The 21834-nt window shown below is 64.9% G+C and carries 22 protein-coding genes and 1 tRNA gene; 13 read left to right on the plus strand and 10 right to left on the minus strand.

The features are described 5' to 3' along the window. Nucleotides 1-2: 2 nt before the first annotated feature. Entirely contained in the window at nt 3-776 is a 774-nt protein-coding gene (gene trmB / locus ACV17W_RS16710; protein WP_462593457.1) for a tRNA (guanosine(46)-N7)-methyltransferase TrmB, read from the minus strand. A 258-nt stretch (nt 777-1034) separates the two neighbouring features. On the opposite strand from trmB, the gene ACV17W_RS16715 reads away from it, so the two are divergent. From ACV17W_RS16715 to ACV17W_RS16735, 5 genes are all read left to right on the plus strand, one after another. Then, nucleotides 1035-1934: a LysR family transcriptional regulator gene (locus ACV17W_RS16715; protein ID WP_462593459.1), complete on the plus strand. Its 900-nt coding sequence runs from the start codon at nt 1035-1037 to the stop codon at nt 1932-1934. A 112-nt stretch (nt 1935-2046) separates the two neighbouring features. Next, on the plus strand, nt 2047-3240 hold the full coding sequence (locus ACV17W_RS16720; RefSeq protein WP_462593460.1) for a CaiB/BaiF CoA transferase family protein: 1194 nt from the start codon (nt 2047-2049) through the stop codon (nt 3238-3240). Further along, the gene (locus ACV17W_RS16725; protein ID WP_462593461.1) at nt 3237-4187 is read left to right on the plus strand and encodes a hydroxymethylglutaryl-CoA lyase; all 951 of its coding nucleotides are present in this window, start codon (nt 3237-3239) and stop codon (nt 4185-4187) included. Before ACV17W_RS16720 ends, ACV17W_RS16725 begins: the two co-directional genes overlap by 4 nt. Before the next feature lie 58 nt (nt 4188-4245). Continuing rightward, nucleotides 4246-5235, plus strand: a complete 990-nt coding sequence (locus tag ACV17W_RS16730) for a Bug family tripartite tricarboxylate transporter substrate binding protein (protein ID WP_462593462.1) — start codon at nt 4246-4248, stop codon at nt 5233-5235. A 127-nt stretch (nt 5236-5362) separates the two neighbouring features. Next, nucleotides 5363-5436, plus strand: a tRNA-Gly gene (locus ACV17W_RS16735). Between the two features lie 49 nt (nt 5437-5485). Here the strand turns inward: ACV17W_RS16735 and ACV17W_RS16740 are convergent. Continuing rightward, a complete protein-coding gene (locus tag ACV17W_RS16740; protein ID WP_462593463.1) occupies nt 5486-6799 on the minus strand; it encodes an ArgE/DapE family deacylase in 1314 nt (437 codons plus the stop codon). A gap of 29 nt (nt 6800-6828) precedes the next feature. Further along, nucleotides 6829-8154 (minus strand): MFS transporter, encoded by a 1326-nt coding sequence (locus ACV17W_RS16745; RefSeq protein WP_462593464.1) that lies wholly within the window; start codon nt 8152-8154, stop codon nt 6829-6831. 109 nt (nt 8155-8263) lie between these two features. Here ACV17W_RS16745 and ACV17W_RS16750 point away from each other — a divergent pair, with 109 nt between their 5' ends. Next, complete coding sequence (locus tag ACV17W_RS16750) at nt 8264-9235, plus strand: LysR family transcriptional regulator (protein ID WP_462593465.1); 972 nt, start codon at nt 8264-8266, stop codon at nt 9233-9235. Nucleotides 9236-9238: 3 nt separating this feature from the next. Here the strand turns inward: ACV17W_RS16750 and pdxR are convergent, their stop codons facing one another. After that, the gene (gene pdxR, locus ACV17W_RS16755) at nt 9239-10714 is read right to left on the minus strand and encodes a MocR-like pyridoxine biosynthesis transcription factor PdxR (RefSeq protein WP_462593466.1); all 1476 of its coding nucleotides are present in this window, start codon (nt 10712-10714) and stop codon (nt 9239-9241) included. Nucleotides 10715-10824: 110 nt separating this feature from the next. On the opposite strand from pdxR, the gene ACV17W_RS16760 reads away from it, so the two are divergent. From ACV17W_RS16760 to ACV17W_RS16770, 3 genes are all read left to right on the plus strand, one after another. Continuing rightward, a complete protein-coding gene (locus tag ACV17W_RS16760) occupies nt 10825-11643 on the plus strand; it encodes a YggS family pyridoxal phosphate-dependent enzyme (protein ID WP_462593467.1) in 819 nt (272 codons plus the stop codon). A gap of 217 nt (nt 11644-11860) precedes the next feature. Further along, a complete protein-coding gene (pdxK, locus tag ACV17W_RS16765; protein WP_462593468.1) occupies nt 11861-12736 on the plus strand; it encodes a pyridoxine/pyridoxal/pyridoxamine kinase in 876 nt (291 codons plus the stop codon). Between the two features lie 131 nt (nt 12737-12867). Continuing rightward, a complete protein-coding gene (locus ACV17W_RS16770; RefSeq protein ID WP_462593469.1) occupies nt 12868-13296 on the plus strand; it encodes a cupin domain-containing protein in 429 nt (142 codons plus the stop codon). Nucleotides 13297-13470: 174 nt separating this feature from the next. On the opposite strand, the gene ACV17W_RS16775 is transcribed toward ACV17W_RS16770, so the two are convergent. From ACV17W_RS16775 to ACV17W_RS16790, 4 genes are all read right to left on the minus strand, one after another. After that, a complete protein-coding gene (locus ACV17W_RS16775; RefSeq protein WP_462593470.1) occupies nt 13471-14283 on the minus strand; it encodes a 5'-methylthioadenosine/adenosylhomocysteine nucleosidase in 813 nt (270 codons plus the stop codon). 365 nt (nt 14284-14648) lie between these two features. Further along, nucleotides 14649-15374, minus strand: a complete 726-nt coding sequence (gene arsH / locus ACV17W_RS16780; RefSeq protein ID WP_462593471.1) for an arsenical resistance protein ArsH — start codon at nt 15372-15374, stop codon at nt 14649-14651. Beyond that, complete coding sequence (gene arsC / locus ACV17W_RS16785) at nt 15367-15789, minus strand: arsenate reductase (glutaredoxin) (RefSeq protein WP_462593472.1); 423 nt, start codon at nt 15787-15789, stop codon at nt 15367-15369. The genes arsH and arsC overlap by 8 nt, the downstream gene beginning before the upstream one ends. A 104-nt stretch (nt 15790-15893) precedes the next feature. After that, nucleotides 15894-16226, minus strand: coding sequence for an ArsR/SmtB family transcription factor (locus ACV17W_RS16790; RefSeq protein ID WP_462593473.1), 333 nt, complete (start codon nt 16224-16226; stop codon nt 15894-15896). A 200-nt stretch (nt 16227-16426) separates the two neighbouring features. On the opposite strand from ACV17W_RS16790, the gene ACV17W_RS16795 reads away from it, so the two are divergent. The 4 genes from ACV17W_RS16795 to ACV17W_RS16810 all read left to right on the plus strand — a co-directional run bounded on the left by ACV17W_RS16795 (nt 16427) and on the right by ACV17W_RS16810 (nt 19764). Next, on the plus strand, nt 16427-16705 hold the full coding sequence (locus tag ACV17W_RS16795) for a hypothetical protein (RefSeq protein WP_462593474.1): 279 nt from the start codon (nt 16427-16429) through the stop codon (nt 16703-16705). Nucleotides 16706-16878: 173 nt separating this feature from the next. Next, entirely contained in the window at nt 16879-17130 is a 252-nt protein-coding gene (locus ACV17W_RS16800; protein ID WP_462593475.1) for a hypothetical protein, read from the plus strand. 177 nt (nt 17131-17307) lie between these two features. Further along, nucleotides 17308-18408: a carboxynorspermidine decarboxylase gene (locus tag ACV17W_RS16805; protein ID WP_462593476.1), complete on the plus strand. Its 1101-nt coding sequence runs from the start codon at nt 17308-17310 to the stop codon at nt 18406-18408. Between the two features lie 51 nt (nt 18409-18459). Further along, a complete protein-coding gene (locus ACV17W_RS16810; RefSeq protein ID WP_462593478.1) occupies nt 18460-19764 on the plus strand; it encodes a saccharopine dehydrogenase family protein in 1305 nt (434 codons plus the stop codon). Nucleotides 19765-19883: 119 nt separating this feature from the next. Here the strand turns inward: ACV17W_RS16810 and ACV17W_RS16815 are convergent, their stop codons facing one another. Both ACV17W_RS16815 and ACV17W_RS16820 read right to left on the minus strand, forming a co-directional pair. Next, nucleotides 19884-20417: a DUF2306 domain-containing protein gene (locus tag ACV17W_RS16815; protein WP_462593479.1), complete on the minus strand. Its 534-nt coding sequence runs from the start codon at nt 20415-20417 to the stop codon at nt 19884-19886. Nucleotides 20418-20906: 489 nt separating this feature from the next. Beyond that, a complete protein-coding gene (locus tag ACV17W_RS16820; RefSeq protein ID WP_462593480.1) occupies nt 20907-21830 on the minus strand; it encodes a LysR family transcriptional regulator in 924 nt (307 codons plus the stop codon). Nucleotides 21831-21834 lie beyond the last annotated feature (4 nt).

The following is a 21834-nucleotide window of genomic DNA, read 5'->3' on the forward strand; positions in this document are numbered from 1 at the left end:
GGCTATGCCGTCCTTTGGAAGATGAGGTCCCATACGCCGTGGCCCAGGCGCAGGCCGCGCGTTTCGAACTTGGTCTGCGGCCGGTAGTCGGGGCGCGGTGCGTAATCGGTGGCGGTATTGCGCAGCTGCGGCTCGGCGCCCAGGACTTCGAGCATCTGCACGGCGTATTCCTGCCAGTCGGTGGCGCAGTGCAGGTAGCCGCCCGGCTTGATGCGGCTGGCCAGCAGCGACACGAACGGCGGCTGGATCAACCGACGCTTGTGATGGCGCTTTTTTGGCCACGGATCGGGAAAATAGATATGCACGCCGGCCAGGGTATCCGGGGCGATCATGTCGCGCACGACCTCGACCGCGTCGTGCTGCACGATACGCAGGTTGGTCAGGCCGGATTCTTCGATGCGCCGCAATAACGAGCCCACGCCCGCGTTGAACACCTCTACGCCCAGGAAGTTGTCATCAGGGCGCGCCTGGGCGATCTTCTGGGTGGTCTCGCCCATGCCGAAGCCGATCTCCAGCACAGTGGGCGCATCACGACCGAAGGCGGCGGCAAGGTCCAGCCGGCGATCGGCATAGGGAATCGACCATTTCCCCAGTAGCTGTTCCAGCGCCTCGCGCTGGCCTTGGGTGATATGGCCACGGCGGTGGACGAAACTGCGGATATGGGTCGCGCCGGGGCTGTGTGGCGCCTGCGCAGCAGGTTGCAATGCCGCCTGGGTGGCGTCCGACAGGGGCGCCGGCATGGCGGCGTCCGGGGATTCGGGGGTATTCGTGTTCATAAGCTGGATTGTAGTGGGCCGGCGGACGCGGTGGCGCTGGAGACGGGGCCGGGGTGGACAGTATGGCGGATGTGGCGCGGCCCCCGCCATGGTGCCCCGATCGAGCTGCGGCGCAGGCGCGAGGCGGTACCGGCGCGGTTCAACTCGCTCTTACATGGTCGATGCGGCAGGCTTGCCCCTAGGCGGGGCGTGCCGGTGGGCAATTCCGTCCGGCGAGGGCGTCATGCCGGTGCCCGCTTGTGGGGTAGCATCTGGCGCATGAACTTCGCGCGATTCGACCTGACCACACTTGCACTGTTTGTCGCCGTTGCGCGCGCCGGCAGTATATCGGCTGGCGCCCGCCAGTCGCATCTGGCCGTGGGCGCCGCCAGCAAGCGCATTTCGGACCTGGAATCGGCGCTGGGCACGCCCTTGCTTTACCGGAATACGGCCGGGGTGGAACTGACCGACGCCGGCCAGGCCTGCCTGGCCCACGCGCTTCGGGTGTTGCAAGAACTGGAACAGATGGCCGGCACGCTGTCGGATTTCGCGCAGGGGGTGAGGGGGCAGGTGCGCATAGCCGCCAATACTTCGGCCCTGACGCAATTTCTGCCCGAGGACCTGGCTGCCTTCATGGATGCGCACCCGGCAGTGCGTGTCGACCTCGAAGAACTGAACAGCACCGAAATCGTTACCGCCGTGCTGGAGAACCGCGCGGATATCGGCGTGTTCGCCGACCGTACGCCAGCCGAGGGCCTGCTGACGGTTCCCTATCGCTCTGACGACCTGGTGCTGATTGCGCCGCAGCGTCATCCCCTTGCCAGCCTGTCGCGAGTTTCTTTTGCGGACACGCTGGACTACGCCTACGTCAGCCTTCCGCCGGCTACCTCGCTGGCGAGTCGCCTGAATGAAGAATGCGTTCATCTGGGCAAGGCCATGCGCTTGCGCATCCAGGTGCGCAGCTTCGACGCCATGTGCCGCATGGTGGTTGCCACGGGCGGCGTGGGGGTCCTGCCGCGACTGGCCGCCGAGCCGCATGCGCGCTCGATGTCGATCCGATTGATACCGCTTGCCGACGAGTGGGCGCGGCGCTGGTTGTTGCTGGGCATGCGCGACATCGACACAATGACCGTGGCTGCAAGACTATTGCTGGCCCATTTGCGGGGCGATCAGCGCTGATCGTGGGGCTTTCGCGTTTGGCGAACCCCCGTTTCCCGCAATAAGCATTCCGGGGGCGGCCCGGTTTCCCGCACACTATCCGCCTGATTTTCACAAGACGGCTGGAGCAGCAATGGCAGGGCAGATACTCGCCGGCATACGCGTACTTGAATTGGGCCAATTGATCGCGGGACCTTTCGCGGCCAAGACACTGGCCGATTTCGGCGCGCAGGTGGTGAAGATCGAACCTCCCGGGCAGGGCGACCCGCTGCGCAAATGGCGGCTCTTGCACGAAGGCACTTCGGTCTGGTGGGAGGCCCAGTCGCGCAACAAGCAGTCTGTGTGCGTCGACCTGCGTCAGCAGGAAGGGCAGGACATCATCCGCCTGCTCGCCAGCCAGGCTGACGTCCTGATCGAGAACTTCCGTCCGGGCACCCTTGAAAAGTGGGGCCTGTCATGGGAAGCGCTGCACGAGCTCAATCCACGCCTGATCATGCTGCGCATTTCGGGATATGGCCAGACGGGCCCCAAGGCGCGCGAACCCGGCTTCGCAGCCATCGGCGAGGCCATGGCCGGCTTGCGATACCTGAACGGCGAGCCGGGCCGGGCGCCCGTGCGCGGCGGCCTGTCGCTGGGCGACACCATTGCCGGGCTGCATGGCGCGCTGGGCGTGTTGCTGGCCCTGTATCAGCGCGATGCCCGGGGCGGCGAAGGGCAGGTCATTGACGCCGCCCTGTACGAGAGCCTGTTCAACCTGACCGAAAGCCTGCTGCCTGAATACACGGCTTTTGGCGTGGTGCGTGAGCCTTCGGGCGCGTCGCTGCCTGGCATCGCCCCGTCCAATGCCTACCGTTGCCAGGACGGCTACGTACTCATCGCGGGCAATGGCGATACGATCTACCAAAGGTTGATGGCCTGCATCGGCCGTGACGATCTGGGCCGCGATCCCGCGTTGGCGCACAACGACGGCCGAGCCGCGCGGGTGGAAGAAATCGACGGGGCGATCGGTGCCTGGACCGCTGTGCGCACCATTGACGAAGTGCTGGATGCCATGCGCGAAGCCGGTGTGCCGAGCGGGCGCATCTACAACGTGGCCGACATTGCGCGCGACCCGCACTATCGGGCTCGCAATGCCATCGTCGAGATCGAGGGAGCCAGTGGCGTGCGCGTGGAAATGCCTGCGGTGTTCCCCCTGCTGTCCTCCAACCCGGGCGCAATACACGACCGCGCGCCCACGCTGGGCGAGCATACCGATACCGTGCTGGCCGCCGCAGGCATGCCGGAAGAACAACGCGCGCAACTGCGCGCCCGTGGAGTCATTGCATGAAAAACGGCCCCGCCCGTATCGAGATCAACGAGGTCGGCCCGCGCGACGGCCTGCAGATCGAAAAAGCCTTTGTCGCCACCGATGACAAGGTGGCCTTCGTTGACGCCCTGTCGGCCTGTGGATTCGCGCGTATCGAAGTCACCAGCTTCACATCGCCCAAGGCCATTCCGGCGCTGGCCGATGCCCAGGAAGTCATGCGGCGCATCCAGCGCCGGCCAGAGGTTATCTATACCGCGCTGGTGCCGAACATCCGCGGCCTGGAACGGGCGTTGGAAGTGGGCACCGACGAACTGAATCTCGTGATGTCGTCGAGCGAGACCCACAACCGAGCCAACCTGCGCATGACGCGCGAGCAGTCGCTGGCCGAGCTGGTCAATATACTGCGCGCGGCCCAGGCCGCAAGGCTGCCATGCAACGTGTCGCTGTCCACCGCCTTTGGCTGCCCCTTCGATGGCGATGTGCCGGCCGATGAGGTGCTGCGGTTGGCGACGCGGCTGGCCGAAGAGGGCGCAACGGGCATCACCCTGTGCGACACCACCGGCATGGCCTATCCGACCCAGGTGGCGGAGCTGTGCGTGCAGGCCGCCGAAGCGTTGCCGGGGCTGCCGATCACCGTGCACCTGCACAACACGCGCGGGATGGCGCTGGCCAATGCGGTGGCCGCCTGGCAAACCGGCGTGACGCGTTTCGACGCCGCGGCGGGCGGGCTAGGTGGCTGCCCGTTTGCACCGGGCGCAAGCGGCAATGTCAACACCGAAGAGCTGGTGCACATGTTCGAGTGCATGGGTGTGCAGACTGGCGTGGCCCTGCAACCCCTGCTCAACGTCGTGCGCGGGCTGCCGCGTCTGGTGCAGCGCGAATTCAATCCTCCGCTGCTGGCCGCAGGCCATCGGCTGGCAACCCATGAGCCGCCCGCGTGGCTGGCCGAGCGGTTCGGGGTGGCCTGACCCGGGTAATCACAGGCGTTGCAGATCGGTATCCATAACAAGTCCCCAGGAGACATCCATGCGTATTCCCTTTTTGACCTCGCCCTTGCGCGCAGGCCTTGCCGCCGCCCTTCTGGCGGTGGCGGCCAGTCCGGCCATTGCCCTGGCTGATTATCCCGAGCGACCGATCACGCTGCTGGTGCCGGCGGCGCCCGGCGGAACGACCGATTTGTCGGCGCGCCTGATCGCCCAGCCGCTGGGCGAGGCGCTGGGGCAGAGCGTGGTGGTCGAAAACAAGCCGGGTGCCTCGGGCGCCATCGCCTCGCAAGCCGTGGCGAAAGCCAAGCCCGACGGCTACACGCTTTTGCTGCAGTACTCCGGCTACAACGCCATTTCACCCCACGTGCAGCCGCCCCAGGGATGGGACCCGATCAAGGATTTCGCGCCCATCGCGAACATCCTGTCGGCACCGCAAGTCATCGTGGTGCGTCCCAGCCTGCCCGTGAACACGCTGAAGGAACTGGTGGAGTACGCCAAGGCGAACCCTGACAAGCTGAACTACGCCTCGTCGGGCAACGGGGCCTTGCAGCACGTGGCCACAGAACTGCTGAAGCAGATGGCAGACATCCAGATCACGCACATTCCTTACAAGGGCACCGGCCCGGCCCTGACCGACCTGCTGGGCGGCGCGGTGGACATGACGGTGACCACGCCGCCGCCCCTGATTCCCCACATCAAGGCGGGCAAGTTGCGCGCCCTGGCCGTGACCGGGCCCAACCGCCTGGATTCCCTGCCCGATGTGCCCACGGCGGCCGAGGCGGGCTTCCCCGACCTGCTGGTGTCTTCATGGTTCGCCATGTACGCGCCTGCCGGCACGCCTCAGGCCGTGGTCGACAAGCTGTCCGGCACCATTGAAGGCATCATGAAGACCGATGCGTTCCGGGCCAAGGCTGCCGAGCAGGGCGCCGAGGCCGAGTTCATGGGGCCGGCCAAGCTGGGCGAATACACCCAGCAAGAATACGACCGCTGGGGCAAGGTAGTGAAGGCCGCCGGTATCAAGGGGAACTGAGCCCGCCTGGGCTTACGGCATGCTCCCGGGTTGCGGAACGCTTCTTGAGCGTTCCGCAAAACCGTGCCGCGAAACCTGGCTATAATCCTCCCTCTCTGCCGCGCCCATGGCGTGGCACGACACCCGAGCGGGTGTAGTTCAATGGTAGAACGGCGGCTTCCCAAGCCTCAAGCGTGGGTTCGATTCCCATCACCCGCTCCATTTCTCTCTGCACGCCCCTCTTCCACTTTCCGCGCCCGTGGGCTCAGTTTCACGTCGATGACCGTTCTTCATGGATTCCGCACCATTGCGCAATGAAGAGCGCAATGGTCTTAGTGATGAGGCGAACCGATTCCACGTGTACCCGCTCATCAAAGCCGTGTATGTCGAGCGACTTCGGGCCATAGACGAGCGTGGGCATGTTGCCGTAGATCACGAAGACGCGCGCGTCCAGATAGCCTGGCGTGGTGAAGCTCTCGAGCTCACTCTGGAAGGCCTGCTTATGGCATGCACGCAGCGTGTTCTCGGCATCGCTGCCTTCTTCCAGCACGTAGCCCTCGGCGTAGAAGCCGGTGTACGTCACTGCCGGCGGCGTGCCGCCCAGCCTGGGGTCGGACACCGCCTCGCGCAGGCAGGCATCGATTTCCGCGCGGGCCTCATCAGCGGTCGTGCCGGGGTAGATGGCGGCTCGCACGTCGAACTCGCACCACGGCGGCACGGTTGAGGGCCAGTCTCCGCCTTCGATCTTGCCGATATTAAAGTTGATCGGGTGGTCCAGGTGCTCGAAATGGCGGTGGCAATGGTGCTGCCCGTTCCACTTGACCTCGATGCGGCGCAGCGCCTCTATGGTTGCGTAGGCGGCGTCGATGGCATTGAAGCCGTTGGCCATTTCGCGAGTGTGTGTCGGATGGCCCTGCACGCGCACCTTGAACCACAGCACGCCCACGTTGGCGCGCACCAGCATGTTCTCTTCGGGCTCGGGAATGATCACCGCATCGGCCTGGTAGCCTCGCAGCAGGGCTGCCAACGCGCCGTTGCCGGTGCACTCTTCCTCTACGACAGATTGGAAGTGGATCGGCGCTGCCGGCGCGTAGCCCGCCGCACGGACCGCATCGTAGGCAAACAGGTTGGCAGCCAGCCCGGCTTTCATGTCCGCCGCTCCGCGGCCGTACATCCACCCATCGATGATGGCAGGATCCCACGGCGAACGGCTCCACATGTCTGTTGGCCCAGTGGGTACGACATCGATATGGCCGTTCAGGATGAGAGAGCGGCCGGTCTGCTGCTCCGGCCGGTACGTGCCGACGACGTTGAAGGCGTTTTCATATGAAACGGTGACCGGGCCAAAGCCGGGATGCGATTCGATGTCCTTGACATCGATCTTCCATCGGTCCATTCCGAAGCCCCGGTTGCGCATTGCTTCGAACAGGAAGTCTTGCGCGGTGTGTTCCTGTTCCCGAAGCGAGGGGAAGCGGACCAGATCCTGCGTGAATGCCAGTTGTGCGTCGAACTGGTCGTCTACCGCCTTGAGGATGCGGCGGGTCTGCTCCTCGGTGAGTGCAGACGGGATCGCGGTTTGAGTCATCGTAGGTTCCTTAATCAAAGAGCGCCAGTTCAGCTCGCCATGGCGCTGGCGGCGTGCTGTGTGATCTGTCCACGGCGGCGCTTGTGGATGGCCAGGGCGCAGATCGAGACCAGCGTGATTGCAGACAGGGTGGAATAGAAGATCGCCAGCGGCAGCCATTGGCCCGGGTAGTGATAGGTCAGCCAGGTGCCGATCAAGGGGGTAAGGCCGCCGGCGACGGCGCCGCACAGCTGGTAAGAGAGCGAGATGCCGGAGTAGCGGACGTGCGTGGCAAACGCCGAGCTGATGTAGCCGGCCATCGCCGAATAGATGGCCGCCATGAAGACCAGCACGATGGATATTCCAGCCACGATACTGACGGCGTCGCCCCGCGTGACCAGCGTGAACATCGGATAGGGTGCCAGCACCGAGCAGAATGCGGCGGTAATCAATACGCGGGCGGCGCCCAACGAATCAGCCAGCCAGGCAGCCAGCGGCTGGACCAGGAACTGGATGATCGCCACCACGAAGAGGCAATCCAGAATCAGCGCGCGGCTCAGCCCCAGGGTCTGGGTGGTGTACGACAGCATGAACGTGTTGGTGAAGTAGATCCCGCCGATGGCGACCGTGCATACACCCATGCACAGGAGTACGGTGCGCCACGCGGTGCGCAGTACTTCCTTGGCCGGCACTTCAGCGCGTTCCTGGCGTTGCAGCACCTGCGCGAAATCGGGCGACTCGTTGACGCCGACCCGGATGAAATACCCCACTAACAGCAGCACGGCGCTGACGAGGAAGGGGATACGCCAGCCCCAATTGACGAAGTCCTGCTCGTCCAGCTCGGCCAGCAGGCGGAAGGCCATGAGCGACAGGATCAGGCCCGCCGGACTCCCCAGTTGGGCGAAGGACGCGGCGAACGTGCGGCGCCGCTGCGAAGCGTGTTCGCCCGCCATCAGCACCGCGCCGCCCCATTCGCCGCCCACGGCCAGGCCCTGGGCCAGGCGCAGAAGCAGGAGCAGGGCGGGGGCCCACAGGCCGGCGGTGGCATAGCTGGGCAGCAGGCCGATGCCGACCGTGGCCACGCCCATGATGACCAACGTCGCCATCAGGGCCTTCTTGCGTCCCACCCGGTCGCCCAGGTGGCCGAAGATGACGCCGCCCAACGGCCGCGCCAGGAAACCGGCGGCGAAGGTGCCGAACGACGCCATCGTGCTGATGAAAGGATCTGTGTTCGGGAAAAAGACTTTGCCGAAGACGAGCGCCGCCGCGGTGGCGTAGATGTAGAAGTCATACCACTCGATAGTGGTTCCGACGAATGCGGCGGTTGCGGCGCGGACGGGCTGGCGGGCCACAGCAGCGCTGGCGGGAGCGGCCATGGATTGCTCCTTGAGTGGACTTGTTGTTCGAAGCCGTTTTATCGCTCCCGCCGGGGTATAAGGTCAATTTATGTTTGCTAATCAAAGACTTAATTTAAAATAATGTCCTATGAATCCGCCCTCGCCTCATGATGCCCGCAGCCGCTCTCGCCTCGACTGGAACTTGCTGCGGACCTTTCTCGTCATCGTGCAAGAGCGCAGCATCAGCGCCGCCGCTGCCAAGCTGCACCTGACTCAATCGGCCGTGAGCCAAGCGCTCAAGCGCCTGGAAGATCAACTGGAGCGGCGCCTGATCGAAAGGCACAACCTGGCTTTCACCATCACCGCCGCCGGGGAGGAGGTGCGCCGCGCGGCGGAGGCCATCCATGGGAATGTGTCGCAGCTTCTGACCGACGTCTCGCAGACAAAGGCCGAAGCGATGGGGCGCGTGCATCTGCTGGTGGCCAGCCGGATTCATTCAGCGGTCTATGACGAATTCTGGGCGCATTTCCATCGCGGATACCCACGCATCGACGTGCAGCTAGACGTGTTGCCGAGCAGCGAGATCGTCATGCTCATGCAGCAGCGAGCCGCCACTGCCGGCATTGCGCTCTGCAGACAGATTCCCAAACGCCTGGAAAACAAAGTGTTTCTGCAACAACGCTACGCGCTGTTCTGCGGTCGCAACCACGCGTTGTTTGGCCGTCATGATGTTCGCATGGACGAGTTGCTGGGCGAGAACTTCGTGTCTTTTGCCAGCGACGCTTTGGGCGATAGTCTTTCGCCCCTGACCATTTTCCGCGATCAGCGCGGCTTCTCCGGCCGTATCGTCGCGGCGTCCTCCCAGCACGACGAGGTCAAACGCCTGTTGATAGCGGGATTCGGAATCGGATGCCTGCCTGAGCATAGTGTCCGTGCCGACATTGAGGCGGGCCGTCTGTGGCGCCTTCCGCCCGGGGAGGGCGTATGCGGCGTTGAGCTACATCTGCTATGGCACCGTGACGCTCAGCGTTCACCGGCCGAGGCAGCGTTCCTGGAGTGTTTCCGGAATTTCGTCGATGCTTTCCCTATGACCGAGCGGCTGGCGTCTGCGGGGGATTAAGGTTCAGAGCGTGTGCAATACCTGCGACAGCTTCTTCACCGCGGCTTCCATTTCTCCAGGCGTATGCGCGGCAAAGCCCATCAGGAATCCCGCGCGGTGGTTCTTTGACGTATACAGGGCCGTCAGGCCCAGCAGGTCGATGCCGGCCCTGCGCGCGGCGGCGACCGCTGCGCTCTCCGGCAGATTCTTGGTGAACAGGCAGGGCAGCTGCATGCCGCCGGCCGGCACGCGAGGGTCGAGGAACTCCGGCAAGTACTGGCCTACTAGCCTGGCCAGTACGTCCCGGCGCTCGGCATACAGCGTGCGCATGGTGCGGATATGGGCACCGAAATGCCCGCCGTCGATAAAGCGCGCCAAGGTGAGCTGGGGGATGGGGGCGCTGTGCCCGTCCAGCAGCGTGCGGGCGACTGTCATGGGTTGCACAAGCTGCGGCGGCAGCACCATGTAGCCGATGCGCAGGCCGGGAAAAAGCGACTTGGCGAATGTGCCGATGTAGATGGTCCGCTCGTTCAGATCGAGGCCCTGCACACAGGCCACGGGCTTGCCGGCATAGCGGAATTCGCTGTCATAGTCGTCTTCGATGATCCAGGCCTGCTCGCGCTGCGCCCATTCGATGACGGCCAGGCGCCGATCCAGGGTCAGTGTGGCGCCGGTGGGGAACTGGTGCGAAGGTGTCAGGAACACGGCCCGGGCCGACTGGCCGCCTCGCAGAAACTCCACCTGCATGCCGTCGATGTCGACCGGTACGGGCACGCAGCTCAGGCCCGCGGCCTCGAATGCCTTGCGTGCGCCCGCGTAAGCCGGGTCTTCGATATAGATGCGCTCGCCCGCATCGAGCAGTACGTTGGCGCACAGTGTCAAAGCCTGTTGAGAACTGGTCAGAATCAGCACCCGGTCGGGCGTGGCCCGCGCACCGCGTTCCAGGTTGACGTAGTCGGCAATGGCCCGCCGCAAGGGCTCCATACCCTGCGGCGGACTGTGCAGCAGCGCCTGGGTACCGTATTCCTTGAGTGCCTGTCGCTGCAGCCGTTCCCAGGTTTGAAGCGGAAAGTTGCGGGTTTCGGGGACTCCCGGAGCGAAGGCGCGGGGCGTCATGAACTCGCGCACCCCGCCTGCCGCCAGCGTCGCCTGCCCGCGCTGGCTCAGGCGCAGGGCCGGCTCGCGCACGGCCTGGCGGCGCACCAGGCCACGGCCGGGCAGTTGCTGGACCTGCTCGGATACAAAACTGCCGCTGCCCACCCGCCGGTGTATGAACCCTTCGGCATGCAGTTGACCGTAGGCGGCTTCGACGGTGTCACGGGATACGCCCAGCGACTGGGCCAGTCCACGCGTGGGCGGCAGCGCGCGGCCCACATCGAGAGTGCCGTCCAGGATCAATTGCCGCAAGGCGCGCTGGATGCGCACGTGCAGCGCCAACGCCCGGTAGGCGGGGTCGCTTATCCAGGCCTTTACCGTCTCAAGTTGGGCGTGTCTGAACAATTGGTCTGGTGACTTTTGAGAAAGTGGTAGGGTAATTCCGGCCAATACGGGTATATAAATCAGTTGTCGGGGGACGTCAAACCCCATGCCCGGATCAGGAACGCACACTCATGTTGGAAGCAGCAATCACCCAGACGCGGCACGAGCAGCATGGCCGGTATCCGCAGGCGGCCACGGTGGACGACTTCCGGCACAACATCGCCGCCGTTCGGGCGCGCATCGACGCCGCGTGCGCGCGGGCGGGGCGCGATCCCGCTGGCGTGCGGCTGCTGCCGGTCAGCAAGACCAAACCCGCGTCCACCCTGCGTCTGGCCTATGCAGCCGGATGCCGCGTCATGGGCGAGAACAAGGTTCAGGAGGCGCATGCCAAATGGGAAGCCCTGCAAGACTTGCCCGAACTGCGCTGGTCCGTCATAGGCCACCTGCAGACCAACAAGGCCAGACTGGTGGCGCGCTTCGCCAGTGAATTTCAGGCACTGGACAGCCTGCGCGTGGCCGAGGCGCTGGACCGGCGCCTGCAGGCCGAAGGCCGCGGACTGGATGTGTATGTGCAGATCAATACGTCCGGCGAGGCCAGCAAGTACGGCCTGGCGCCAGAAGACGCGCAGCAGTTCCTGGCTCGGATGCCCGCGTTTTCTGCGTTGCGCGTGCGCGGCCTGATGACGCTGGCGCTTTTCTCGGCCGAAGCCCATCGGGTGCGCCAGTGTTTCGTGCTGCTGCGTGAGCTGCGTGATCAGTGTCGGCAAACGGCGCCGGCGGGTGTCGAACTGGACGAATTGTCGATGGGCATGTCGGGCGATTTCGAGATTGCCGTAGAAGAGGGCGCCACGGTGGTGCGGGTCGGGCAGGCCATTTTCGGCGCGAGGCCGCTGCCCGACAGCCACTACTGGCCCACCGAGGTCCACGCGCCGACCGGGACTGCATCATGAGAACTGCCATTGCCATCCGCCAGCTGGTGTTGCAAAGCCTGATGCGGGCGCGCCGTGACACGCGTCGTTCGCGATTGAATATGTCGGGCTCGCCTGGGCACGACCCGCAGTTGACTGCCACCCCGCAGGACGCACTGGCCGGCCGCAGCCGGGTCGTCTGGGCTTCCTCGGATGAGCCGGCTGGCGGGCCGCCATCGGGGTTACGCCGGAGGCGGCCATGAATCCGTTGCCTATTGATGTAGTGTCTGTGCAATCGCAGGTGGTTTACGGCCGCGTCGGCAACAACGTGGCGGTGCCCGCCCTGGAGTCCATGGGGTTCACCGTGGCCGCTGTGCCGACGGTGGTGTTCAGCAACACCCCGCACTACCCGACGATTCATGGCGGGGCCTTGCCTGTCGACTGGTTCGAAGGCTACTTGCGCGATCTGGTCGCGCGCGGCGCCACGGCCGGGCTGCGTGCCATTTTGACGGGATACCTGGGCTCGCCGCTTCAGGCCGACGCGTTGGCACAATGGGCACGCCAGTTGTCCAGGCACGACGCGGCGCTGCGCATCGTGATGGACCCCGTGCTGGGCGATCGGGACTGCGGGCTTTATGTGGATGCCGGGCTGGTCGATGCCTATCGCCGCGACCTGCTGCCGTTGGCCGACGGCATTACCCCCAACGGCTTCGAGCTCGAGCTGCTGACGGGCCGGCCGGTGGACGACGCCGACAGCGTGATCGCCGCTGCACGCACATTGCTGGTGGGGCGCACCCGGTGGGTCGCGGTCACCAGTGCGGCGCCCGCAGCCTGCGCCGCGGACGAGATGCAGGTGATGCTGGTCACGCGCGAGCACGCCGAGCTGATCCGGCATGCCCGCGTCGATGTCGCGCCCAAGGGTACGGGCGATTTGTTCTGCGCGACCCTTGCCGGGCACTGGCTCCAGGGCTCGACGCTGCCGCAAGCGGTGAGATCGGCGTGCCGGCATGTCGTCGAAGCATTGCACCTGACGCAGCAGGCCGCATCCGCCGAATTGATGCTGGCGCCGCGCGATTGGCAGGGCGCGTGCCTGCACCGGCCGGAAGACTCCGCGCGGCGGCAGGCGCGCGCATGATGACGGCCCTGGCCGTGATACGATTTTTCGTCACCGAGCCGCCGCGGCGATGATGGTTCCTGGCCCACGGCCTGCCCGTGCGGCGGGCCTCGCAACCCTTTCTTCAGGCATGGTCTTCGGGCCGGGCGCACATGGACTCAGACGTCAGTGAAATCATCGAAACCCTGGGCATGCAGCGTCATCCGGAAGGGGGCTGGTTCGTCGAGACGTTTCGCGATGCCCAGGGCGCGGCGCGCGCCCGATCGACGGCGATCTACTACCTGTTGGCCGCCGGTGATCAATCTCACTGGCACCGCGTGCGCGACGCCGCCGAGGTATGGCATTTCTACGCTGGCGACCCCTTGCTGCTCAGCGTGTCGAACGGCGTGGATATCCGGGAAGTCACGCTGGGCACCGATATCGCGAACGGAGAACGTCCGCAAGCGGTAGTTCCGGCGGATTTCTGGCAGGCGGCCCGGCCGCTGGGGCGTTACGCCCTGGTAGGTTGCACGGTGGCGCCCGGCTTCGAGTTCGGCAGTTTCGAGATGGCGCCTCTTGGATGGCGCCCGGGCGCTGCCTGAGCGGCGGGTCGGGCGAGCCGGGTGCGCCGGCCAGCCTGGCCCACCTACGTCAGGCTCATGCAGCACGTCGCATTGACCCGCGGGGCAAGTGCCATGGCGCGGGATGCCACCGGACAGGGGCGGCGTGGCTGCTGGGCGGTCAGAACGGCCAATGCAACATGGTGACGCCTGGCGCTAACCGATGGGCAGGGCTGCCGCGGTGGCGCGGCTGGCCAGCAAGCGCAACAGTACGCCGCAGGTGTAAAGCCCCGCTTTGCGTTCAAGAAAGTCTGTGAATTGGGCTTTCGCTCCGGGGTCGGCGTGATCGGAAATCACCCGCATCACTGCGTACGGAACGCCGAACTCGTAGCAGACCTGCGCCATCGCGGCGCCTTCCATTTCCACGCAAAGCACGTCGGGCAGGCGGTGCTGCAGCGCGGATCCCACTTCGGCTTCGTGCACGAAAATATCGCCTGTTGCAATCGGTCCCCGGTGCGCCCGGGGAGCCCGGCGCGGTGCCACACTTTCGTCACGCTCTGCGGCGGGCACAGGCGACGTGGGTGGCACGGCCTCAGCAGCTTGCTGCCCATCCAAGGCGGACAAGCCTTGCAGATAGGTCTGCGTGTGTTCGAACACCGCCAGACTGAGCGCCTCGTCGGGCTCGAACCGGGCAAGGCCCAGCATCGGTACCTCGTAACGGGCAAACAGCGGGCGCGCATCCAGGTCGTGCTGCATGAGGCTGCTGGCGACAACGACGTCCCCGATCTGCACCGAGCGGTGGATCCCGCCGGCCAATCCGGCAAAGACAATCGCGGCGGCGCCGAATTTTTCTATGAGGATGGCCGTGGTGGCCGCGGCCGCGACCTTGCCGATGCGGCTCAACACGACCACGCAAGGCTGGCCCGCGATGACGCCCAGATAGAAATCGCGCATCGCTACACGCTGGACAGTCAATGTATCGCCCATGGCCTGCACCAGTCCCTCGAGCTCTTGGGGCATGGCTGCCATGATTGCCAGCCTGGCGCGGGAAGCCGTTCGAGTCACGCTAATGTCCATGGATGCCATTCATTTCTTGGAGTGGGCCCGGCGCGGCGGGCCGGCCGGCGCCGCTGTGCGCAGAACGATACGCGGTGCCGACCGGAAAACACATCAGAACCGGCGGCCCGCGTGGGGTCATATTTCACCATGGGCTGGCGGCTTGCGCTCGGCTTGCCGCAGCGCTGCAGGATGAAGGCCATGGGACGGGGCGCGCAGGCCCATGCCGGTCTGGCAGGCATGCAATGGCCGGCGGCCGCCTGGAACCCCGGTGCGCATGCCCGGCTCAGCGGCGGGCTGCCGCCCATCAGGTCGGGCGTGCCCTGCTGCGTACACGCTCAGATGGCCTGCTGGCTCACTCTGGCCGACAGTTGGGCCGAGCTTTCTTTGCGCTCGCTGTAGCGGTCCAGCAGGTATGGCCCGAGATCGCGTGTAAGCAGGGTGAACTTCATGAGTTCTTCCATGACGTCGACGAGCCGGTCGTAGTAGGCGGAGGGCTTCATGCGGCCCGCATCGTCGAATTCCTGATAGGCCTTGGCCACTGAAGACTGATTGGGGATGGTGAGCATGCGCATCCAGCGGCCGAGGATGCGCATCTGGTTCACCGCGTTGAAGGATTGCGACCCGCCGGAGACTTGCATCACAGCGAGCGTCTTGCCCTGTGTCGGACGCACGGCACCGACCGACAGCGGGATCCAGTCGATCTGGGTCTTCATGAGTCCGGTCATTGCACCATGACGCTCTGGTGAACTCCACACCATGCCTTCAGCCCATTGGACCAGGTCACGCAGCTCGCGGACTTTGGGATGGTCTTCGGTGGCGTCATCCACCAATGGAAGACCGGATGGGTTGAACAGGCGGGTTTCGCCGCCCAGCGCCCGCAGCACGCGCGCCGCTTCTTCTGCGGCCAGGCGGCTGTACGAGCGCTCGCGCAGCGACCCATACAGCAGCAGGAAGCGCGGCGCGTGTAATGGCCGCTGCGGCGGCGGTTGGAGCGGGGCGGTGTCGAGCCGCCGGAACAGCGATGGCTCGATGTTCGGAAGGTCGGCGCAGACGTCAGACACGACGGCCCTCCGCATCGATCACCGGGGTGCCGTCTTCCTTCGCGTATGCACCACGCTGCGGTTGCGGCAGGATGTCCAGCACAAGCTCGGACGGGCGGCACAGGCGGGTGCCCAATGGCGTGACCACGATGGGACGGTTTATCAGCGCCGGATGCCGGACCATAATGTCGATCAGTTGATCGTCGGTCCAGTCGGGCGAAGAAAGGCCCAGCTCGCCGTATTGCGGCTCTTTCTGCCTGATCAGCTCGCGTGCCGGCATACCCATGTCCCGAATCAGGGATTTGAGCGTGACGGCGTCGGGCGGGGTCTGCAGGTATTCGATGATGGTCGGCTCTGCGCCGCTGTTTCGGATCAGCCCCAGCACATTGCGGGACGTGCCGCATGCGGGGTTGTGATAGATGGTGATGGTGGTCATGGGGATTTCGGAAGGGACATGGACAAAGGTTCAGTCGGCCAGCGGTCGCGTGCGCATGCGACGGGCCGCGGATGGCCGGCGATGCAACGCGCTCACGGCAGGGCTTATGGACCACCCGGCCCGGCTGGCCGCGCGCCCGCAAGATCGCACGGCGCACCCTGGCAACAGTGTTCCGTCAGGTAGCCGAGCAAGCCATTCATGCGGGTGAAATCGGCCCGATAAATCAGGTTGCGGCCGTTCTGCTCAACCGTGACCAGGTTCGCATGTGCAAGCTCTTTCAGATGAAATGAGAGCGCATTGCGGGCAATGCCCAACTGATCGGCGAGCAGGCTGGGTGTCAGGCCGGGCAGGCCGGCCACCACGAGGGCGCGAAACGCGCGCAGGCGTTGTGGGTGGGCCAGCCCGGCAAGAGCGGAGATTGCCTGCGATTCGTTCATTATTCAATAGTACAACAATTATTGAATAATTGGCGAATGCGGGTTGCGGTTGCGGTGCCTGTTTCTGCGGCTCCGTGCGTGGCCTTGATTTACGCGGCGATTGGGCTATCCTTCGCCGCATTATGTACGAGCATGGATCAGATCGGCTGTTGACGGCAGGGCGCTTTGCGAGGCGACTGCTGGCGCACGCCGCCTGCGTCGTGGCACTGTTTGCCCTGTCGGCGCTGGCCGGAGCCGCCGGTTTCATGGTCTTCGAGGCCCACGGTTTCGCCGACGCACTGTTGCACGCCATGCATATATTGAGCGGCTTCGGCCTGATGGAACTGCCGGACAGCTTTGCGGGACGCGTCTTCGCCGCCGCCTTCGGGCTGTATGCCAGCCTGTTTTTCCTGGCCGCCTTCAGCGTGATCTTCGCGCCGGTGGTTCATCGCATTCTGCACAAGCTGCGTCTCGAGCCCGGCGGCGACGAGTCTGGATGAACGGGCACGCGTCGCGACGGCCGGCAGCTGGAAAATTGCGTACTATTGCCGCATATTCGCAGCCGTTCCGCGCAGATCGCGCGGGCGCGCGATTGCAAGAAATGGCGCTTTGCGATAGGCTTCGTGCTTCCCGCGCCCGCGAGGCCTTTTGTCTACTGGTTGGGGAGGACGCCATGTCTGCCGACGCCCTCTTCCAATTGGGGATCGTCTCAGTTGCCCTGAACACCTCCCAAACGGAAGAATATTTCCGTCGCTATACGCGACATTCCGTGGTGCACACCCGCGCTGCGCGCTTGAATCTTACCGTCAGTCCTGCGCACGGCGCGGCGCAGTCGCGCGCAGCCGTCCGCATGCCAGCGTGGCAACGCCGGGGCCAGCAGGCCCTGCCGAACAGCCAGAACTATCGCGAGCGAATGCCGATCTAGCCTGGTGCGGCCGGAGCCCTTTCCGCGCGCTCCGGGCCTTGCGGCCTCGGGCCGCGCAACGCACAGGCGGCAGCCTATTTCCACGCAGCACCCCGCGGCGCCCCATGGTGCCTGCCACACGTTCTGTTGATTGCTTGCGCGAGCGCGAGCCGATTACTTTTGCACGCATAGCTATTGATGATCCGTACGCCTTACTACCTTATCGATAAAGCCGCCTTGCAGCGCAACCTGCAGGCAGCGGCGCAATTGCGCGAGCTTTCCGGCGCCAAGATCCTGCTGGCGCTGAAGTGCTTTGCCACGTGGCCGGTATTCGACTTCATGCGAGAGTACCTGGACGGAACCACCTCGTCGTCGTTGTATGAGCTGAGGCTGGGACGCGAGAAATTTGGCGGCGAAACGCATGCGTACAGCGTGGCCTGGTCTGATGCGGACATTCCGCAAGCGGTGAACTACGCCGACAAGATCATTTTCAACTCGGTCTCGCAACTGCAGCGGTACCAGGCCCAGGCGAAAGGGATTCCCTGCGGCCTGCGGCTGAATCCCTCCATGAGCGCCGCCGCCTACGACCTGGCCGATCCCGCGCGCCCGTACAGCCGGCTTGGTGAGCCGGATCCCGATCGGATCGCATCGGTGGTCGCCGGCCTTGACGGCTTCATGATTCACAACAACTGTGAAAACCGCGATTTCGGCCGCTTCGACGAACTGCTGACCCATGCCGCGGAACGCTTCGGCCACTTGTTCGAGCGGGTGCAGTGGATCAGCCTGGGTGGCGGAATCCACTTCACGGCGCCTGGCTACCCCTTGCAGGACCTGGCGAAACGCCTGTGCGCGTTCTCGAAACGCTACGGCGTGCAGGTATATCTCGAGCCGGGCGAAGCCGTGGTGCAAGACAGCGCCACCCTCGAGGTCACGGTGCTGGACACGCAGTTCAACGGCAAGCAGATCGCGGTGGTCGACAGCGCGACGGAAGCACACATGCTGGACCTGTTGATCTACCGCTTGAGCGCCCGGGTGGAACCCAATACCGGCCCGCACCGATATCTGTTGTGCGGCAACACCTGCCTGGCCGGCGATGTATTCGGAGAGTTTGATTTCCCGGAGCCCTTGGTGCCGGGTTCTAGAGTGTCGTTGCGCGATGCCGCCGGCTACACCATGGTGAAGAAGAACTGGTTCAACGGCGTGCACATGCCATCCATTGCAATCAAGGAACTGGATGGCAGCGTGCGCGTCGTCCGAGAGTTCGGATATCACGATTACGTCGACAGCCTGGGCGCCTGAGCCCAGCTGGCAGCTTCCGTCAAATCTTCTGTCGTGAATGGAGCGCGAAAGATGAAAAGAAACGTACTCATCATTGGAGCCGGCGGTGTAGCCCACGTGGCGGCACACAAGTGCGCCCAGAACAACGTGGCGCTGGGTGAAATACACATTGCGTCGCGCACTCCGGCCAAGTGTCAGGCGATCATCGATTCGATCCACGCCAAGGGCAATCTGCAGCGTCCGGGCACGCTGCAGGCACACGGCCTGAACGCCTTCGATGTTCAGGCAACCGTGGAACTGATTCGTTCCACCGGCAGTCAGATCGTGATCAACGCCGGCTCGGCGTTCATCAATATGTCGGTGCTTTCCGCCTGCATCGCGACAGGTGCCGCCTATATCGATACCGCCATTCACGAAGACCCGGACCAGATCTGCGAGACGCCGCCGTGGTATGCCAACCACGAGTGGCGCCGCCGCGACGACTGTGCCAAGGCGGGCGTGACCGCGGTGCTGGGCATCGGATTCGACCCTGGCGTGGTGAACGCCTATGCCCGCCTGGCCAAGGACGAGTTCTTCGACACGATGGATTCCATCGACATCATCGACACCAATGCGGGCAAGCACGACCGCTATTTCGCCACCAACTTCGATCCGGAGATCAATTTCCGCGAGTTCACGGGCACGGTATGGTCCTGGCAGAATCGGCAGTGGACGCCGAACCGCATGTTTGAAGTGAAGAAGGAATGGGACCTGCCGGTGGTGGGCTCGCAAACCACCTACCTGACCGGCCACGATGAGCTGCACTCGTTGTCGAGTTTGCTGGATGTGCCGGACATCCGTTTCTGGATGGGGTTCTCGGACCACTACATCAACGTGTTTACGGTGCTGAACAAGCTGGGGCTGTTGTCCGAGAAGCCGGTGCGCCTGCCGGGCGGGGGCGAAGTCGTGCCGCTGCAGGTGGTGAAGGCCGTGCTGCCCGACCCTTCCTCGCTGGCGCCCAACTATCACGGCTATACCTGCATCGGCGACCGGGTCAGGGGCCTGAAAGACGGCAAGCAGCGCGAAGTCTTCATCTACAACATCTGCGACCACGCCAGCTGCTATCGTGAGGTGGGAAGCCAGGCTATTTCCTATACCGCCGGGGTGCCTGCCGCGGCGGCGGCGCTGCTGATCGCCAATGGTGCATGGGACGTGCGCCGCATGGCCAACGTCGAGGAACTGCCGCCCTGGCCGCTGCTGGGCCTGATGGAGCGCATGGGGCTGCGCACTCGCGTGACCGACGAGCATGGCGACCGTTCCGTGTTCGACGATGCGGGTGACAGCGAAGCCGGGCTGCCGGTGGGTGCCGACCTCAGTGCCCGGGCGGTGCTGGCCTGAGTGGGAGGCCGGGCCGCGCGAGCGGCCCCTGGCCACCGCTTCCGCGAGGCCGCCGCGGCGCTGTCGCGCCGCCTGGCGACGACAGCATGGCACAGGCGCGGGGCTGCGAGCCCCGCACTTCAGATTCCGGGTGATTTGCGCGCTCTGCCCAGGCGCCTGAGCCGCGCCATCGCCGGGCGCCCGCCGGCCACCACGATCACAGCGCCGACTATCCAGATCCACAGCGGCATGCCCGTGTCGCCGGATGTGGTGGGGGACGGCCCGAACACGACGTCATGCATGATGCGCCCCGGCATGAATGTAAAGAAGGCGGCCAGCAGCAAGGCCTGGAAATAGGCGGTTTTCATCAGGTCGGCATGACGCGCCGTGTCGCGTTGCCTGATGGCGATGCACGCGCGGGCCAGCAGGTACAAGGTCACGAGCGAAAGAATGTGGATGGGACTCCAGGGACCCCACGTGCGCAGTTCGTGGATCCAGAAAGACGAAAGCACGACGGCCAGCATCAGCACCACCCAGGCTCTCCCTGTCCAGCGGTGCGCCACATTGCCCTTTCTGCGCAGCAGCACGCTCACGCCCACGATCACAGCCAGTATGGCGGTCCAGGTATGCAGCTGGATGACGAAGGACGCCGAGGTCAGGGGTTGCAGGCTCATGGTGTTTCCCCTCTGTTGAAGGCGCACCGACACCGTGTACAAGTAGAGGCGGCGGGGGCGCCGCAAGCCGGTTGCGCTTCGGCTTGCGGCTGGGGCGGTGCGGCCTCGCACGCGCCGGCCAGGCTCGGCCGGATGTATCAACAACGGGATGCCGATATGCGAACGATAATTCTGCTTGCGGTGGGTGTGGTGGTCGCCTATGTCTTTTACCGGTGCGCGCCTGCCGGCCGGCGCAGGTTGGCCGCAGCCTGCTTTACTGCGCTATGGCTCGCCCTGTGTGCCTGGAATTTATACACCGGCCTTGCGCATGGGTATAGCCTTGCGGAAGAAGTGCCGATTCATCTGGTGTTGTTCGGGGTGCCGACCGCGCTGGCGTGGGGCCTGGCTTGGAAGGCGGGGCGGCCGGCGCCTTGATGCGGCAATGGGCATCCGCCGGTCATCGAGGCCGGCGCGCTTTCAAGGCCGCCGCGTTTTGGAGGCCTTGTAGACTCACGGCCGGGGCGTTTTGCCCGGGACTCCTGCGCTGACCTGCCGCAGCGTTTCGATGAATCGCTGGACTGCTGCCGACAGCGAGCGCCCGCGTCTGACCAGAATGCCGATTTCGCGTGTGGCGTTCGGCGAGTGCAGGGCCACGCTGCGCAGGCGCGTGGTGTCCATCAGCCGTAACGCCAGTTCCGGAACGGCCGCCACTCCCACGCCCGCGGCCACCATGGCTCCCACAACCGAGATATTGTCGGCCACGTACTGCGCATCGGGCAGCCGCCCCGCGGCGGCGAGTATCCGGTCGGTGACCAGACGTATGCTGCTGGCGGGGCCGCTGGCGATGAAGGGCCGGCTGGCGAATACGCTCCAGTCGGCTTTTTTCTTGCGTGACAAGGGGTCGTCTGCAGGGCAGATCAGTACGAACGGCTCTTTCAGCAGTGGCGTGAAGGCGACTTCGGCGGGCTGGCCGGAAATTTCAATCGAAATACCCAGGTCGGCCTTGCCTTCGGCCACGGCTTGCGTCACCTGCCGGGCCGAGGCGGCCTGAATGATCAGCCGCACCTGGGGGTGCGAGATCTGTAATGCCTGCGCGGCGGGGGGCAGCAGAGCCGCGGCTACCGAGGGCAAGGCCCAGATGTTGACGCTGCCGCGGCGCCCCGCAATGAACTCCGAAAGATCGCTGAGCGAATCGCGAAACTCGGACAGCATGCGTTGCGCAATGGGTACCAGTTCGGCGCCCGCATCGGTAAGCGAAACGCTGTGCTTGTTGCGGTCGAACAGCCGTGCGTTCAGCTTGTGTTCTGCCGCTTGCACGCGGCGGCTCAGCGCGGGCTGCGAAATGTGGGCGCGTTCGGCCGCCATGCGGAAGTTGCGCGTTTCGGCCACCAGCAGCACGGCTTCGAGTTCGGGAATGCTGAGCGCCAGCCGCATGGAG

The organism is Bordetella sp. MIP270_01_BMS (assembly GCF_054958705.1).